This is a genomic window from Methanocaldococcus bathoardescens, from assembly GCF_000739065.1.
In the GTDB taxonomy this organism is placed as follows: Archaea; AGJL01; Methanococci; order Methanococcales; family Methanocaldococcaceae; genus Methanocaldococcus; species Methanocaldococcus bathoardescens.
In genome coordinates this window covers 191,031-205,853 of the sequence record NZ_CP009149.1, presented here as the reverse complement: position 1 = coordinate 205,853, position 14,823 = coordinate 191,031, and the positions used below count along the sequence as shown (strand labels likewise).

Below are 14,823 nucleotides of genomic sequence, written 5' to 3'. Positions count from 1 at the left end.
TAAAAATTTTAAATATCTTCCATTTCGGTTATTATAGTAACCATAGAGGAGGCGAAGCCCCTCTATTGGGATACTCCCATTTTTAAATTTTTAAAGTGGGGCTGAACGCAGTGAAGCCCAGCTCTGGGGTATACCAATAGGGCTTTGCCCCTATGGAATATTAAATATCTTCCATTTCAGTTATTATGTAATTCCCTTCCTTACCTTCAAAACCTCTAACTAAGAATGTTTTTCCATTTAATTTAAGGCATATTTCTCTAATTGTATCATCAATTCCATACTCTTCAAGCATATCTAAAATTCCTGGCATAAATTGCTCTAATGTTGCCGGTGGAATATAGCATCTTTTTGAAGAAGTTCCAAAGTGTATTCTCCCAAACACCTTAATTTTTACATCAACATCATCCGGCTCTATTTCACCACAATTTCTACAAATATAAACCATTCCTCTTGGCTTAATCTTTGTTTCAACGATACCTCTACAGATTCTACAGTAGTAATTTACAAATATTGTTGATTGAGAAACTTCCAATATGGCTGGAACTTTCACATCTAAGACTTCTCCTCTATTATATAGTTGCTCTTTAGGAATTTCTGGAATTTCTCTTGGATATTTTACACCTTTAATAATCTTTTCAACTATTCTAACGCTCTTTTCTTCTGTTACTCTACCAAATATCTCATAACATTTTTCCTTTTCTAAGGGAATTGTTGTTATAAAATTCGCTACTCCATCTTTATCAACCATAGTTCCAATGTAAAATACAGCCCCCTCTTCACTCTCCTTTCTTCTAATATCTACAATCTTAACTTTTGTTAAAATCTGTGAATTTGGTAATAGAGAGGATATCTTTCCCAATACCATAAATATCACCAAATTTTATTATTTGAATTTACACCTCCGCTGTAAGCGGAGGTGTTAGTGAGTATCCCAATAGGGCGAAGCCCTATGGAGAGGTTATTTTTCCCAATACCATAAACACCACCTAAAAACTGTTCATTATTACTTAAAATTAATAAATTAACTGTTTATCATATCTTCCTCTTCTTCACCTTCTTTTTCTTCTTCAATTAACTCTGGAGCAACTCTTGGCAAAACAACTTCATCTATAAACTTTTTATGGACAATGTATTCCTTAGGTTGGACAATTACAGGCATATCGTTTAATGTTAGGGATATTGCCTTTCTTATCTCTCCTTCTTCAGTTCTAAATTCAACAGCTCCAAATCTTACAAATCCTCTAATAAACATTCCAGTAAATACCTCTGGATTTGCCTTAATTCCAAACAATCTCAATCTTCCCCATCCATATCCATCAAATACTCTAAATATTGTATAATCTTTACCTGTTGACGTCCTTCTATGCTGAACACCTACAACAATCCCAACAATAATTCCTCTTTGGATAGGAACTCCATTAATATCTAAATATGTAATTCTTTCATCATCTTCATCAATTCTTTTTAAATATTTAGCTCTACACAAAGATAATGGAATTGGAACGGCAGTTCTCATTTCTTGCCCTTTCACAACTTTTAAATCATCCAAATTTCCAACAAATCTTACATCTTTTTTTGGATATGGTTCATACCTCCCCAATATACTCTCATAATCATCAGCTTTAATCTGTAAATATATCTCTTCAAGTTCTTCAACACCTTCATCAGTATAAACTGTTGAATATCTTACAATCTCTACCTTATCATCCTCAATTTTTATCCCATATTTCACCATAACCATCACCTGTAATAATTAATAATAATTATTTATGTAATTATATGACTATCTGAATTTTTATATATGCCCACATATATACTTTTCGGTTAAATAAAAGTTTAGGACTTTCGCAGTTTATATATTTAAATAAGGAATTTTGATGCCAAAGGCATCATATATACAATAGAACATTCATTCCTGCGAAAGTCCTAAAGTTGATGCTGAAAAAGCATACTTTTATACAAAAACAGAAATCTTAGTAGGTTTAGCAAAAATAGTTAAAAATAGGTCTTATTATAGGACTTTCGCAGTTTATATATCAACTTTGGAATTTAGATGCCTAAAAGGCATCATTTTCCTTTAAAGATTTATTCCTGCGAAAGTCCTATATCATTTCTTTTCCCACATCTTTATAGCATTAACTGGACATACTTCTACACATCTTCCACACAATATACATTCATCTTTATTAATCTTAACTTTATCCCCATCCTGCTCAATAACGTTAATAGGACATTCTTCAACACAAACCATACATCCAACACATAAATCTCTATTAACTTCAATATCTCTTGTTTTTATCACATCTCCAATTTCACTTTCAACCTTTATACATTTTTTTGGACATACTTCAGCACAAGCCCCACAACCCATACATAAATCTAAATTGACATCAATACTCTTCCTTATAACTACTTTTATAGCACCTGTTGGGCAATATCTTGCACAAATTCCACATTTTACACATTTATCTTTATCAAGCTCATAATTTTTTAATCTAATCTTTCTATGTGGGATAGATTTCTCTTTTATTGTATAATGAACTTCATTACTTTTAATCTCTGCCTTACCTTCTATAACGTATATTGCCCCAACAGGGCATGTTTGGGCACAAATTTCACATTTAACACATTTATCATGTATTATTTTTACTGGCTTCTTAATTTTTGCCTTTTCAATAGCATCAACTGGGCATTCTTTGTAGCAGAGATTACATCTAACGCACTTAGTTTCATTTACATACAATAATTTATAATTTATAGGAGTTATTTTTTTAGCAATTTCACTAATATACTTTTTATCTCCATCTATCTTTGATAGTATCTCATCTAATGACTTTTTTATCTCAATCAATGCAATCACCTTAAGAATTTCAAAAATCTAATATTTTACCTTAGAACTATAGCATTTAATGGACATAATTCTTCACATCTTCCACAGAGCTCACATTTATTTATATCAATTCTTATTTTATCTCCATACTCTTCAATAGCATTAAATGGACAGTTTTTTAAGCATACTAAGCAAGAGGCACATTTTTCACTCATATATTCAATAAACTCATACTTATCTACTTCAATTATCTTTGCATCCTCATTAATTTCACATCTCAATCTTATTATCACAATAGCATCTGTTGGACAGACCTTTTTACATTTTCCACAGAAAATACATTTTTCTCTGTCAATAGTTACAAATAAACCACTCTCATCATAGGTTATTGCATTAACTGGGCAAACTTCAATACATCTACCACAATTGATACATTTATCTTCTTTAACAATAATTTCCCTTTTATTTAAAATGATATTGAATTTGGGGAGTACTTGGATGTTTTTATTGTCTAAATTGAAATGTTTAGCTATTATTTCCTTTATCATACAACTCCCTCTTCATTTCCTTTATTCTTTTGTTTTCTTCATAAACTCTTCTCTTTAATTCTTCCTTCAACTTTTTGAGGGATAAGTTCTCAATCTCTTCCTTAACCTTTCCATACTTCTCAGTGTATAGCATTAAATCTGCCTCAATACTCTCGATTATCTTATCTTCTATTATTCTAACTTTAACAGCTTCCTTAGCTTCTTCTGGTTTAACAACCTTTATAGCTCCAACAGGACATTCTCTCTCACATACTCCACAACTAATACATGATTCTGGCACAATGTAAGGCAGTTTTGTTTCTCTGCTAATGTTAATTGCATTAACCTCACACACTTTCTGGCAGATTCTACATCCAATACATAAATCTTCATCAATAACATAGCAAATATCTCTTTTCTTTGGAATAATTGGAACATATACTCTTATAGCAGTTGTTGGGCAGACATCTATACATAATCCACATCTCACACACTCAATAACTTTTTTCTCTGTCAAATCAATCTCTCCTACACACACATCCTTACAAGCTCCACAAGTTATACATAAACTATTAACTATGTGTGGAACTTCTTCAATGGCATTCTCTTTAATCTCCAACTTTCCAGCAATTTTTTTGTTTTTAATTTCAAAGGCTTTGTCTATTTTTTCTTTTAAGGTTTTTTCGTCAACAACAACTATAGCATTTTCAATTGGACAGGCTTTAATACATTCCTTACATGAAATACATGAAGCCATATCTATTACATACTTCCCTTCTTTACGCTCAATTACATTGATTGGGCAAGCTCTTTCACAATTCCCACATCTAACACACACTTCTTCGTCAATTATAAGGTTGTTATATTTAGATATATCAAAAAACAATCCTTCTGTTTCAACCCTATGCTTATCCATTTCTAAGACTCCTGTTGGACAGGCTTCAATACAGTTAGCACATGCAACACATGAGCCATCGTCAATTTCTGGAAGTTTTTTATTGTAACTCTCGTTGTATATCATTTCAATTGCAAAAGCAGGACAACTCTCTTTACAGGCTTCACAGGATATACATCTTTCAGGAAATTTAATAATTGGGGGGATTTTTCTATACCTTTCTGGTGGGATATAAGAGCTCTTATCTGATTTTGCATCAATAAATCTCTTAATCCATTTTTTTCTTGCAAATTCATAAAGATACCATAATGAGGATGCCATAATAATCACCCAATATACTTAAAAATCAAAATTTTTGGTAATCCCCTTAAAGTTTTAATCCAAATTTTAATGGAATTTCCTTACCATCTTTTATAGCAACGATACTTCTTTCTGTGCATGAAACACAGGGGTCGATACTTGCATAAGCAGATAAAGCATCAGCTACTGTTGGGCAGGTTTTTAGCATATATTTGTAAGCTTCCAAGTTCATCACAGTTGGCGTTCTAATCATTATTCTTTTTATTATTCCTCCATCAGTAACCTCTATTCTATATGTTACTTCCCCTCTATGTGCTTCATTTCTCCACTCCCCTTCTCCTCCTTTAATCTCTGCCTTAACTCTAACATCTCCTGAGCATTCTTCATAGAGTTCTAAAGCTTCCCTAATCAACCTAATACTTTCTATAATCTCCTCATGCCTTACCATCATCCTTGCAAAATTATCTCCTTCTTTTCTCCACACTGGCTTAAATTTAAGTTCTTGATATGTTGGATGTCTTAATCTCCAATCACTTTCTGGCAGTCCAGAACCTCTACAAACTGGTCCCACAGCCCTTGTTCTCATAATTTCGTGATATGGCAGTATAGCAATTCCTTTACTTCTCAAAGCAATTAATGGGCCTGTTTCAAATACTTCAATAATATTTTTTATTTCATCTTCAAAGATATCAAGTTTTTTGTAAATCTCATCAACCATCTCTCTATTTATATCTCTCCTAACCCCACCAATCACATTATAACCCATATTAACCCTATTCCCAGTAATCATTTCCAATAAATCCATAATTATTTCCCTAACATTCAAAAGCCACATACCAAGTGTTTCATGTTCAATAGCGAAGTTATACACTGCAGAAGCTATTAAATGACTATGTATTCTTTCTAATTCGCATGTAACAACTCTCAAATACCTTGCCTTATCAGGAACCTCTATCTTTGATATATGCTCAATACATTCAGCAAATGTCATTGTATGAATGTAAGAGCAGATTCCACAAACTCTTTCAGCTAAATGTATCCCTTTATGGCAGTGTTTCCCTTCCATAATTTTTTCTATACCTCTATGCACATAACCCATCTCAATTTCAGCATCAACGGGTTTTTCTCCATCTAAAACAAGTTTAATTCTCAACGGCTCTTTTAATATTGGATGAATTGGCCCTATAGGAATTGTTGCCATATTTTCACTCATCTTTGTTTTTTAGTTTTTTCTCTCTCATTGCTATTGCTTTTGGTGCAACTTTTAATACTGCTTCAATAATCTCAGAAGGTCTTGGTGGACAGCCTGGAATTTTTGCATCTACTGGGATAACTTTATGAACTCCTCCAACAACATGCCCTTCCTTAAAAATCCCTCCACTTAAAGCACATGCCCCAACAGCAACAACTACTTTTGGTTCTGGTGTTTTTTCATAAATCTCCTTCAATCTTTCTGCCCATTGTAAAGTTACAGGCCCTGTAATAAGCAGAACATCAGCTTCTCTTGGGTTGTTATGAACATAAATCCCATACTGCTCAATATCATACCTCGGGGCTAAGCAAGAGACGATTTCAATATCACATCCATTACATCCCCCAGTATTGACAACACACACATGTATTGACCTTTTTCTGAAGAATTCTTTTATCATGACCATTCCTCCCAATGATTTTAAGAGGCATTGATTAGCTTTAGCTAATTAATGCATCCTGGGTATCCCAATAGGGCGAAGCCCTATGGTTTCTAAATAATTCTTTATAATTCTTTTATCATTCTTCATCCCTCAATAATTTGATAATTAACTTTCTTCCTTCCTCCAAAGCCTCTTTATATGGTTTTTTATACAATAAATGGCTTTCAACTACCTTTTTCCTAATTAAATCTGCCTCTTCCTTTTTTATTAATCCAAAGAAATCACTGAGCCAGCATAAACCTAAATCAATATCTACTTTCCTTCCCAAACAACCCATCCTTGCCTGCTCTGCATAGGCATGCAACTCATAGCAAGAAGCAAAATCCAACTTTTTGGCGAATATCTCAACAACTTCATCAACATCAATTTTTAATGCTTTAGCTATTGGGATAAATACATCATCCATCAAAAACCTATTATCCTTAAGAACGTTTATTTTTTGTTTTAATGAATTTTCAACATATTTTTTGTCAATATCAACTGTTTCAACCATAAACTACCACCTCAATAAAAGATAAAGGAACACTGCTATAATCAATCCTACAATAAACTCAATTCTTCCATATCCTGACCTCATTCCTAAAGGAAATCCAATTAATAAATATCCAAGCATATACAACGGAGAATTAATTAAAATCCCACCAAGTATTGATAAAGCTAATGCAATTTTGTCAATCTTTTTTTCTACATAAGGGGAAGTGTATTTTCTATAGCTATATTCCAATCCAATAAAGTTTCCAATGATAAACAATATTATAGCCAAATTTAACTCAAATAACGACATTCTTCTCACCATTTTATGCAGGAATGTATAGTTTATAAATTGCATAGGCAAAGAAAGCTAAAACTAAGAGCATAAACAAAATTTCAAGACTTTCCATTTTATGAGCTATTTTTTTGTTTATGGTTGAAATTGTCAATATTAAGATTAATCCAAATATCAAAACTACTGAAATAACATTAAATTGCATTAATGTAACGAGTATTCCATAAATCACCGCTATAATGCATGCAATTGTAAATAAATAAACATAATTTTTCATTTTTATCCCCCGGTTATTAATCTGTATAAAACATCACACAATACAATTCCTGCAATTGTCATTTGAAGCATAACTGAATGGTGTGGAGCTAATAATGGTGTTAGCCCATTAATAAACGCCAAAATTACTGTCATTATTACCATTGTAGCCAATGTCAATATTGGGTCGTTTATTACTGAAGGGCCAATAAATACAGCTATAAACAACCAAAGTAATACGAAATAAGCTATTGCATCTGCAATATAGATTATAGAGCCCAACAATCCATAATGTTCTGTCATATATCCACTAACAATATCTTTACCCTTAACTATCCCAAATGGACTATTTGGTGTTTTTGAAACAAGCAGTACAAAGAACGCAAATGCACAAATTGGCATTTTAAACAGCAAACTGCCGTTTATTTCCTGATAACTCAATATATCTGAAATTAAAACTGAATGTGTTGTTAAATATATGGCCGCTACAACAGCAAATAAAGGGACTTCTGCAGCTGCTGAGAAGACGCTTCTAACTCCCCCCAATTTTCCATAAGGTGAACCAGAAGATAAACCACAACCATGCTCAACAATCTTTTGCAATACATAGATTCCTATAATTATGAGTAGGGATGATTTGAAATCAATAGCTATAATTAATGCAGCTAACCAAATAGCAATATCTAACAAAGCTACAAATATATAGAGTGGATTTCCAGCAGTTATTGGGAAAGTCACTTCTTTTACATAGAATTTTAGAGTGTGCAGTAGGTATTGAATTATTGGTGGGCCAGGTCTCCCCTGAATTCTCGCCATTATCTTTCTATGCAATCCAAGTAATAGAGAACCAACAAGAAATGCATGAATTGTTAGATTTATAGTTCCAATAAGTGATGTGTCCATATCCTCACCCAGATTTTTATTTTAATCTTTAATATCCTCTAAATGGCAATTTCCCAATATCTTTTCTTCTTGTTTTTGGAATTACAAATGCTCCAATTCCATACAACAAAGAAGGTACTGCAATAACATACAATATATAGCATATCAATCCACTAAACAAGATAATTCCAACAACACACAATAGACCAACAATTAATGAATACAGTCCAAATTTTCTCTCTTCATCCATGTTTTTCACCCAAATTTTTTAAATTGTCAATAGAATCTCAACAGTTCTTACAATCAACAATAAAGAGGAAAGATGTATCATCAATATATAAGGAGAGCCGGGGGCTCTAAACATCTCTGCTTTAGCTGCATAGAAAGGAGCTATCCCTGTTTCTCCAGCCATTCCAGCTGCAAACATAATTTTTTCAAATAATAAAGATGTTTGAGTTTTTGGTAATTCGAATATTGATAATGTTCCTGTTTTAGCCAATATTATCCCTGCAGAGCCAAATAATGGAAGAGTAGCAATTATTGCTATAAGCCCATACTGATAACTTGCAGTCAAAACCCACTCCCTTTTAACTGCTGAAACAATCCCAATATTTGCAATTCCAACTAATGTTAAGAATAAAGCATAATCAAACAAATCGCATGTAAGCATAGCTCCAGCAGTGGCTATTCCACAAACTATAGCCATCATCCTTCTAATTTTTAATTCTTTTAGGGAAACAACTTCTAATTTATCTTCAACTCTAAATTTTTGAGCTTCTAACTGCTTTTCTGGATTTGTTAGATAAACTATGATGGTAAATATCACTGCAGTAATGAATCCAATAATGGAAAATTCCGAAAAGCCAAATACAATATCACCCAATGGAACAATACCAAACAGATAGCCAGTTATTGATTCAATCATTTCATCTCACCTGTCATGATAAATATTGAACATTAATTGAGGCTAAAAGCCCCAATTTAATGGACATGTGGTTAGGAGGTATCCCCCTATGCTTTATCAATCATTTTACTTCACCTATATAGCCAATAAGTCCTAATTTAGAGCCAACCTTTATAACTAAACCCAAACCAGCCATTAATAGGCAGAGAAGCCACTTATCTGGAAATACAAAGAAACCTAAAAATCCTATAACCCACAAAGCCCATGCAATTCCTGATAGCCCTGATATCCCTTCCCACATAGTTTTTAATTCCTCTGAAATCTCTAAACCCAAAGCCCTCTTAGATAACGCATAAAACAACAATCCAGTAGCTATAACTGCCCCTCCGGTAAATCCACTTAATATAGCCCCATAAATAATCAAAACTATAGCTAAAAATCTTGGAGCAGTTTTTAAAACCTCCATCTCAATGTTGTATTTTAGCTCTCCAGTATGTAGAGGAAGTTTAAATTCTTCAAACAACCTATAGCTTCTTGGCTTAGGTCTTTTTGATTTTAGATACTTCCTTGTTATCAAAACTTCTGAAACTGCTAAAAGCTCAGCTAAGCTAACAACTAAACCTGGTAAAATTAATGCTTCGGCTAAATCAGTGCCAACTCCAGCTATAATTATAAGCATTGCACATTCAATAACATCAGTCAATATTAAAGCATGCAAATCATCCTTTTGGAATCCAATGGCAAATAATGACAGAATCCCAATGGCAAATCCAACCAATACCGTCGGATGATATATGCTGTAGATGATATTCTCCATCTCTCCCACCTAATCCTTGTTGAAGAACAACCAGCTGAATATCATGAAAGATATTAGCAGTATAGAGCTTTCAAGAACTGTGTCCATCCCTCTTGTATAATAAAGAATTTCATCCAATATTCCCCCAGGTGTAGAAACTATAGTTGTTCCAAAGTAGTAGGTTTTATCCTTAATCCACTCAGCTATTGGTGTTAAATAAGCAGTTATCTTTCCAAGATTTGGTGCATATTGTGGATATTGAGCTTTTAACTCTGCCGGCTCTTTTAATGGAACTCCTCCCCTATCATAAGGGGCTAATGGTGTTTTTAGTGTTTGAGAATGTGGAATCGGCTTAGGATAGAGTTGATTAGGATTCAAATAATGAGGCATCAATAATCCAAATATAAAGACCAAAGCTAAGAATACAGAGAATATTCTTGGAACAATTTCAGGTTTTGATAGGTAATTCCATATTTTACCAAGTTTTTTCATTCTTTCCCCCTATTACTCATTTTCTTCATATTCAGCGTTTAATATTACTGCTCTAACCAAAATCAAACTCAAAACTGCATTAACTGCAATAAATGTCATCAATGCAAGGGTTTCGTCATAAGCTAAGAATATGAAACAAACACCAATGGTTGGGACTTCAACATTCAACATTCTAATCAAAGGATTATCAACCTTCGGCCCAATAACGGTCCCAAGAGTCCCAATAACTAACAGTGCATATCCAATATAGAGAATATATTCAACAAGTTCCATAAACATTCACCACATTCTTTATTTGGAAAGAACTGGAAGATTTCTCCCGTATTTTTTCTTTTTCTTTATTGTTGTAACATATTTTAGATATCCAAGCAATAAGATTATGGTGCAAATTGGCTCACAAAGTGAAGAGATTATAGCTATATCCAAGTAATAACTTGAGACAATTAATCCAATCATTCCAATTTCCAATAAGGCAAACATAATAATTTTATTTATTGGATTTGTATGTAAAATAACTCCAATTCCTCCTAATAAACAGCATATTCCAGATACTAATGGTAGAATCTCCAAATTTTCACCTATTCAATGTGTTTTGTCTGCTCTATTGTATAAGCAATTGCATTGGATGATAAAGTTGAGCATATAAAGTAAATTATAGCTACAATTCCTCCCATTGGTGAATCCACATATAGAGCAATTAATGCAGAAATGCAAAAGCTTAAACAACAAAGATAAAGCAATTTTCTTGCTCTACTTCTTGTTAAAAATATCCTAACTGTCATCAACAATGCTATAAATCCAATAATTATCTCTACTATATCCATCATTCCCCTCTGTTCATCTTTTTAGCTATCTTTCCAAGCAAAATTGAAGCCCATTTATGCTCAAATCCTTGGATTGTAAATATTGCCAAAACCATTCCTGCGATGAAATATTTTGCTTCAATTATTGGATTTAAGATATAGATGATGAAAGTTATTGTTAAAGCTCCAATAGTTCCTGCATATCCCGGGTCTGCACATAAACGGTTGCCAATCCAAACTAACAAAGCCGCTATAAATCCTCCTTCAACTCCCATTAAATAGCTCATTATTGAAGCTAACAATGTTCCTGCCGAAGCATCTGGAGAGCAGACGATATTTCCCATAAAGTAGCCACCATGAATATTTCCACCAATATCTCTAATCTTTTCCCCTATTGTCTTAGCTCCTAAAACTCCTGGCTTTTCTGGCAGTCCAAAGTAAGTATCAATGAGAACAAAGTTAAGCCAGCATATGATTCCAGCTATAATAACTTTTATAATTTCAAAAGCTTCCATTATGGCTCACCAAACAACTTATCAGCATATTTTGATAACAAAGCCCCAAATAGCCCAGCAAAGAAAGCTAAGCTTATATAATCCCCAAATAAATTTCTAAATATTGCTTCAATACCTAAAGCCAATATTGGTGTTGGAAATATAACAGATGTCTCAAAGCTAAACCTTATAGGTTTTTCTTTTGGAAGCAGTGGAAGTTTTAAGATTAAAGCAACAATTACTGATGTTATTAAAGCTATTAGATGCAAAATAACAATATCCATCACTCTCTCACCAGCAGTGAATTATGATACAATCTTTATTTGTTGAATAAATTGGCGGCACTTCATCTTTTGGGAATACTTGAATAATAACTTTTTTACCTGTTTTTTTCATAAATTTTTTTTCCAATCTTCTAACATCTGAGCAATCTAAAAATATCTCAACATATTTATTGTCAAGATGTTTTCCCAAGACTCTTATCTTCCCTCTTGACAACTCTATACTTTCAATATCCATAACTTCTAACCTATTTTTCATCTCATTTAGTAAATTCTCTTTGCTTATAATCAATACTGGATAGCCTTCAATCATCCTCAAATATCTTTTATCACCTTTTTCAATAATTTCATAAACAAAATCAGCAAATGTATCTTCAAATTTTAATAAAGAAAGGGTATCTAAAAGTTCAATTATTGGGTCTTCAACATTATTAGATGAGAAGCATTTTAATAAACCGAGAGTTACAGCAGTTGCTATGAGTTTAGTTGCTTGCCTTTTCCCTTTCTCTAACATACTAAGATGAGATTGACTAATACCACTTTCCTTAGCTAATTTTGATTGTGTAATTTTCAATTTTTCCCTAAATGCTTGAATATATTGTGGATTTAATAGTATTGCTCTTTCAATAATCTCTAATTTTTTATACATGTTCTCACGAATTCTTTATAGTATAGGAAAATATATTCCGCCATTTTTCATAATCAATCATTATATTATCGCTATGGAATAACATTATCCCTTGAGAAATATATAAAAGTTACCCACAAAAAAGAAGACGAAAAGTTTATATATTAGATTGATTAAAAGTTCCCCATAGGTGATAAAATGGAGAACGTGCAAAGGTTAGACTGTCCAGTATGTGGAGGAAAAGGAACTTTTATAATAACTTCCCATCAAATAGACATCCCTTACTTTGGCCCCGTATTAGAGACAACAATGATTTGTGAGAAATGCAATTTTAGAAGAAGTGATGTATTCCCATTAGAAGTTAGAGAGCCAAAAAAGTATATGTTAAAAATTAAGAGTGAGAGAGATTTAAATAAGAGAGTTGTTAGAAGTTCCTCTGCCTATATGCAAATTCCAGAATTGGGCGTTGAAATTAAACCTGGTCCATTAGCTGAGGGATTTGTTAGCAATGTTGAGGGGGTTTTAAATAGGGTTGATAATATATTACAAACTTTAATTAGATGGGCTGAGACAGAAGAACAAAAAAAGAAAGCTGAAGAACTTAGAGAAAGAATAAAGAAATTGAAAGAAGGTAAGGACGAAGCAACTTTAATATTAATCGACCCATTAGGACATAGTGCCATTATTGGAGATGGTGTTGAAGAAGAGATATTAAGTGAAGAAGAAGTTGAAAAATTAAAAGAAGGAATCGTAATTATGGATTTGGATAAAGAGAAAAAATAGTGGCTCAGATCGGGTAAGTATCATCACAGTTCAGCTAACCCTCTTTTCATCATTGCCATATTTATATATAGTTTTAAGTTTTTTTTAATAGTTTTTGTTTCCACAAAAATTAATTATTTATTGAATGGGTTGCATTGAATCTAAGTAAATATTTCTAACAACATCCTCATTAACTTCAATAGGTGCTAAAGATAACAAGATATCCAAACTTGGGGTAGTCATTGCCAATCTCGTCAATTCATCAACATCACTTTCTTTAAATCCTAAATCAGGTAGTTTTTGAGTTAAGCCCAAATCAAACAACCACTTCTCAATCTCTTGAGCAAGATAGTTTGCATCCTTTTCAGCCCTCTCCTTATCCTCAACTATTGGCTCATAAATATAAGCAAAAGTCTTTGGCAATGCTGGATGACAGTATTTTACAACTGCAGGCATTAATGCCGCTAACCCAATACCATGAGTAACATTAGCGTCAATAGCACTCAATGGGTGTTCTAAAGCATGAGTAATGTGAGCTAAACCATTATCCAAAGCAATTCCTGCAATTGTAGAGGCATATAAAACCCAATATCTCGCAGTTAAATCTTCTGGATTTTCTAAAACTCTTGGTAAATACTCTTTTATCAATCCTACAGTTCTCCTTGCCAAATCAACAACATAAGGGCTTGCCACTTTTGTTGTTGCAGCTTCATTAACGTGGTTCACAGCATCAATTGCTGTAGCGAGAGCTTGCTCTTTTGGAAGTTTTGTCATTAATGCAGGGTCATCAATTGCATAGGTTGGGTAAATGCAATCATAAACAATTGCTGGTTTATAGTTCTTCTCTGGAACAGTAGCAACTGCAAACCTATCTACCTCACTTCCAGTTCCATGTGTAGTGTTTATTGCTACAATTGGCTTTGCCCTTTCTGGAGCAAATTTGAATTCGTATAAGTCCCTACCTGTCTTGTCTGGGTATTCTAATAATACTGCCACGCTTTTTGCAGTGTCTAATGGGCTTCCTCCACCAATTCCAATAACAACTTGACTTTCTATTTCTTTTCCTAATTTTACTGCTTCGTCAATCATATCAACTGTTGGGTTGGCTGATACTTTGTTGTATAATTCATAGTTTATTCCATACTTGTCTAAGATTGGTTCTATTACATCCCATGCTCCACATTTTTTGTAACTGCTTTTTCCTGTTACAAAGAGGAAGTTTTTCATGCCTTTTTCAACGAATTCTTTTGCAATGTCATCAAATTTGTGTATTGCTCCAACTCCAAAGTAATCTGTTGTTTTGCATCTTAATTCAAATACGTTGTTTATATTTACTTCTTTTTCGTAGTTCATTTATCTCACCTTTTACATTTTTATTGTTTATTATTTACATAGAATACTTTACAAAAATAAAGAATTTATATGACATAAGTTCATTAGATTTTATTATTAATGTATTATAAGAGTAATTATTAGAGATTTAGGACACAACTATTAAGTAAAATTATATGACC

The 14,823-nt window shown here is 32.8% G+C and carries 23 protein-coding genes; 1 reads left to right on the top strand and 22 read right to left on the bottom strand.

The window, feature by feature from the left end; all coding sequences use genetic code 11:
- Positions 1-160 precede the first annotated feature (160 nt).
- The 21 genes from JH146_RS01135 to JH146_RS01035 all read right to left on the bottom strand — a co-directional run bounded on the left by JH146_RS01135 (position 161) and on the right by JH146_RS01035 (position 12,568).
- Entirely contained in the window at positions 161-865 is a 705-nt protein-coding gene (locus tag JH146_RS01135) for a hypothetical protein (protein WP_048201283.1), read from the bottom strand.
- A gap of 156 nt (positions 866-1,021) precedes the next feature.
- Complete coding sequence (locus JH146_RS01130) at positions 1,022-1,735, bottom strand: hypothetical protein (protein WP_173400793.1); 714 nt, start codon at positions 1,733-1,735, stop codon at positions 1,022-1,024.
- A 372-nt stretch (positions 1,736-2,107) separates the two neighbouring features.
- Positions 2,108-2,860 carry a 4Fe-4S binding protein gene (locus JH146_RS01125; protein WP_081874443.1) on the bottom strand — a complete coding sequence of 251 codons (753 nt, stop codon included), beginning with the start codon at positions 2,858-2,860 and terminating at the stop codon, positions 2,108-2,110.
- Positions 2,861-2,886: 26 nt separating this feature from the next.
- On the bottom strand, positions 2,887-3,378 hold the full coding sequence (locus JH146_RS01120) for a 4Fe-4S binding protein (protein WP_048201281.1): 492 nt from the start codon (positions 3,376-3,378) through the stop codon (positions 2,887-2,889).
- On the bottom strand, positions 3,356-4,573 hold the full coding sequence (locus tag JH146_RS01115; protein WP_048201280.1) for a 4Fe-4S binding protein: 1,218 nt from the start codon (positions 4,571-4,573) through the stop codon (positions 3,356-3,358). The genes JH146_RS01120 and JH146_RS01115 overlap by 23 nt, the downstream gene beginning before the upstream one ends.
- Before the next feature lie 46 nt (positions 4,574-4,619).
- Positions 4,620-5,753: a hydrogenase large subunit gene (locus JH146_RS01110; protein WP_048201279.1), complete on the bottom strand. Its 1,134-nt coding sequence runs from the start codon at positions 5,751-5,753 to the stop codon at positions 4,620-4,622.
- Positions 5,754-5,757: 4 nt separating this feature from the next.
- Positions 5,758-6,204 carry an NADH-quinone oxidoreductase subunit B family protein gene (locus JH146_RS01105; protein WP_048201278.1) on the bottom strand — a complete coding sequence of 149 codons (447 nt, stop codon included), beginning with the start codon at positions 6,202-6,204 and terminating at the stop codon, positions 5,758-5,760.
- A 118-nt stretch (positions 6,205-6,322) separates the two neighbouring features.
- Positions 6,323-6,739 carry a DUF1959 family protein gene (locus JH146_RS01100; protein ID WP_048201277.1) on the bottom strand — a complete coding sequence of 139 codons (417 nt, stop codon included), beginning with the start codon at positions 6,737-6,739 and terminating at the stop codon, positions 6,323-6,325.
- A gap of 3 nt (positions 6,740-6,742) precedes the next feature.
- Positions 6,743-7,030 (bottom strand): energy-converting hydrogenase subunit EhaL family protein, encoded by a 288-nt coding sequence (locus tag JH146_RS01095; protein ID WP_048201276.1) that lies wholly within the window; start codon positions 7,028-7,030, stop codon positions 6,743-6,745.
- Positions 7,031-7,043: 13 nt separating this feature from the next.
- Positions 7,044-7,289 carry a hypothetical protein gene (locus tag JH146_RS01090; protein WP_048201275.1) on the bottom strand — a complete coding sequence of 82 codons (246 nt, stop codon included), beginning with the start codon at positions 7,287-7,289 and terminating at the stop codon, positions 7,044-7,046.
- Positions 7,290-7,291: 2 nt separating this feature from the next.
- Positions 7,292-8,170, bottom strand: coding sequence for a respiratory chain complex I subunit 1 family protein (locus JH146_RS01085; RefSeq protein WP_048201274.1), 879 nt, complete (start codon positions 8,168-8,170; stop codon positions 7,292-7,294).
- 28 nt (positions 8,171-8,198) lie between these two features.
- Positions 8,199-8,399, bottom strand: coding sequence for a hypothetical protein (locus JH146_RS01080; RefSeq protein ID WP_048201273.1), 201 nt, complete (start codon positions 8,397-8,399; stop codon positions 8,199-8,201).
- 18 nt (positions 8,400-8,417) lie between these two features.
- Entirely contained in the window at positions 8,418-9,074 is a 657-nt protein-coding gene (locus JH146_RS01075) for a membrane protein (RefSeq protein WP_048201272.1), read from the bottom strand.
- Between the two features lie 100 nt (positions 9,075-9,174).
- Positions 9,175-9,870 (bottom strand): EhaG family protein, encoded by a 696-nt coding sequence (locus JH146_RS01070; protein ID WP_048201271.1) that lies wholly within the window; start codon positions 9,868-9,870, stop codon positions 9,175-9,177.
- 9 nt (positions 9,871-9,879) lie between these two features.
- A complete protein-coding gene (locus JH146_RS01065) occupies positions 9,880-10,341 on the bottom strand; it encodes a DUF2106 family protein (RefSeq protein ID WP_048201270.1) in 462 nt (153 codons plus the stop codon).
- A gap of 12 nt (positions 10,342-10,353) precedes the next feature.
- Positions 10,354-10,614: an EhaE family protein gene (locus tag JH146_RS01060; RefSeq protein WP_048201269.1), complete on the bottom strand. Its 261-nt coding sequence runs from the start codon at positions 10,612-10,614 to the stop codon at positions 10,354-10,356.
- Positions 10,615-10,632: 18 nt separating this feature from the next.
- Entirely contained in the window at positions 10,633-10,911 is a 279-nt protein-coding gene (locus JH146_RS01055; protein ID WP_048201268.1) for a DUF2108 domain-containing protein, read from the bottom strand.
- Between the two features lie 8 nt (positions 10,912-10,919).
- Positions 10,920-11,165: a DUF2109 family protein gene (locus JH146_RS01050; RefSeq protein WP_048201267.1), complete on the bottom strand. Its 246-nt coding sequence runs from the start codon at positions 11,163-11,165 to the stop codon at positions 10,920-10,922.
- Positions 11,165-11,659 carry a hypothetical protein gene (locus JH146_RS01045; RefSeq protein ID WP_048201266.1) on the bottom strand — a complete coding sequence of 165 codons (495 nt, stop codon included), beginning with the start codon at positions 11,657-11,659 and terminating at the stop codon, positions 11,165-11,167. Before JH146_RS01045 ends, JH146_RS01050 begins: the two co-directional genes overlap by 1 nt.
- A complete protein-coding gene (ehaA, locus tag JH146_RS01040; protein ID WP_081874442.1) occupies positions 11,659-11,922 on the bottom strand; it encodes an energy-converting NiFe hydrogenase A subunit EhaA in 264 nt (87 codons plus the stop codon). The genes JH146_RS01045 and ehaA overlap by 1 nt, the downstream gene beginning before the upstream one ends.
- A gap of 7 nt (positions 11,923-11,929) precedes the next feature.
- Positions 11,930-12,568 (bottom strand): helix-turn-helix domain-containing protein, encoded by a 639-nt coding sequence (locus tag JH146_RS01035; RefSeq protein WP_048201265.1) that lies wholly within the window; start codon positions 12,566-12,568, stop codon positions 11,930-11,932.
- Between the two features lie 177 nt (positions 12,569-12,745).
- On the opposite strand from JH146_RS01035, the gene JH146_RS01030 reads away from it, so the two are divergent.
- Positions 12,746-13,330 carry a ZPR1 zinc finger domain-containing protein gene (locus JH146_RS01030; RefSeq protein ID WP_048201264.1) on the top strand — a complete coding sequence of 195 codons (585 nt, stop codon included), beginning with the start codon at positions 12,746-12,748 and terminating at the stop codon, positions 13,328-13,330.
- A 117-nt stretch (positions 13,331-13,447) separates the two neighbouring features.
- Here the strand turns inward: JH146_RS01030 and JH146_RS01025 are convergent, their stop codons facing one another.
- Entirely contained in the window at positions 13,448-14,662 is a 1,215-nt protein-coding gene (locus JH146_RS01025) for an iron-containing alcohol dehydrogenase (protein WP_048201263.1), read from the bottom strand.
- Positions 14,663-14,823: the final 161 nt, after the last annotated feature.

Excerpts from the sequence above, each read along its gene's own strand:
- JH146_RS01135 (WP_048201283.1), bottom strand. The coding sequence starts at position 865 with ATGGTATTGGGAAAGATATCCTCTCTATTACCAAATTCACAGATTTTA.
- JH146_RS01130 (WP_173400793.1), bottom strand. The coding sequence starts at position 1,735 with ATGGTGAAATATGGGATAAAAATTGAGGATGATAAGGTAGAGATTGTA.
- JH146_RS01120 (WP_048201281.1), bottom strand. The coding sequence starts at position 3,378 with ATGATAAAGGAAATAATAGCTAAACATTTCAATTTAGACAATAAAAAC.
- JH146_RS01115 (WP_048201280.1), bottom strand. The coding sequence starts at position 4,573 with ATGGCATCCTCATTATGGTATCTTTATGAATTTGCAAGAAAAAAATGG.
- JH146_RS01110 (WP_048201279.1), bottom strand. The coding sequence starts at position 5,753 with ATGGCAACAATTCCTATAGGGCCAATTCATCCAATATTAAAAGAGCCG.
- JH146_RS01105 (WP_048201278.1), bottom strand. The coding sequence starts at position 6,204 with ATGATAAAAGAATTCTTCAGAAAAAGGTCAATACATGTGTGTGTTGTC.
- JH146_RS01100 (WP_048201277.1), bottom strand. The coding sequence starts at position 6,739 with ATGGTTGAAACAGTTGATATTGACAAAAAATATGTTGAAAATTCATTA.
- JH146_RS01095 (WP_048201276.1), bottom strand. The coding sequence starts at position 7,030 with ATGTCGTTATTTGAGTTAAATTTGGCTATAATATTGTTTATCATTGGA.
- JH146_RS01090 (WP_048201275.1), bottom strand. The coding sequence starts at position 7,289 with ATGAAAAATTATGTTTATTTATTTACAATTGCATGCATTATAGCGGTG.
- JH146_RS01085 (WP_048201274.1), bottom strand. The coding sequence starts at position 8,170 with ATGGACACATCACTTATTGGAACTATAAATCTAACAATTCATGCATTT.
- JH146_RS01080 (WP_048201273.1), bottom strand. The coding sequence starts at position 8,399 with ATGGATGAAGAGAGAAAATTTGGACTGTATTCATTAATTGTTGGTCTA.
- JH146_RS01075 (WP_048201272.1), bottom strand. The coding sequence starts at position 9,074 with ATGATTGAATCAATAACTGGCTATCTGTTTGGTATTGTTCCATTGGGT.
- JH146_RS01070 (WP_048201271.1), bottom strand. The coding sequence starts at position 9,870 with ATGGAGAATATCATCTACAGCATATATCATCCGACGGTATTGGTTGGA.
- JH146_RS01065 (WP_048201270.1), bottom strand. The coding sequence starts at position 10,341 with ATGAAAAAACTTGGTAAAATATGGAATTACCTATCAAAACCTGAAATT.
- JH146_RS01060 (WP_048201269.1), bottom strand. The coding sequence starts at position 10,614 with ATGGAACTTGTTGAATATATTCTCTATATTGGATATGCACTGTTAGTT.
- JH146_RS01050 (WP_048201267.1), bottom strand. The coding sequence starts at position 11,165 with ATGGATATAGTAGAGATAATTATTGGATTTATAGCATTGTTGATGACA.
- JH146_RS01045 (WP_048201266.1), bottom strand. The coding sequence starts at position 11,659 with ATGGAAGCTTTTGAAATTATAAAAGTTATTATAGCTGGAATCATATGC.
- ehaA (WP_081874442.1), bottom strand. The coding sequence starts at position 11,922 with ATGGATATTGTTATTTTGCATCTAATAGCTTTAATAACATCAGTAATT.
- JH146_RS01035 (WP_048201265.1), bottom strand. The coding sequence starts at position 12,568 with ATGTATAAAAAATTAGAGATTATTGAAAGAGCAATACTATTAAATCCA.
- JH146_RS01030 (WP_048201264.1), top strand. The coding sequence starts at position 12,746 with ATGGAGAACGTGCAAAGGTTAGACTGTCCAGTATGTGGAGGAAAAGGA.
- JH146_RS01025 (WP_048201263.1), bottom strand. The coding sequence starts at position 14,662 with ATGAACTACGAAAAAGAAGTAAATATAAACAACGTATTTGAATTAAGA.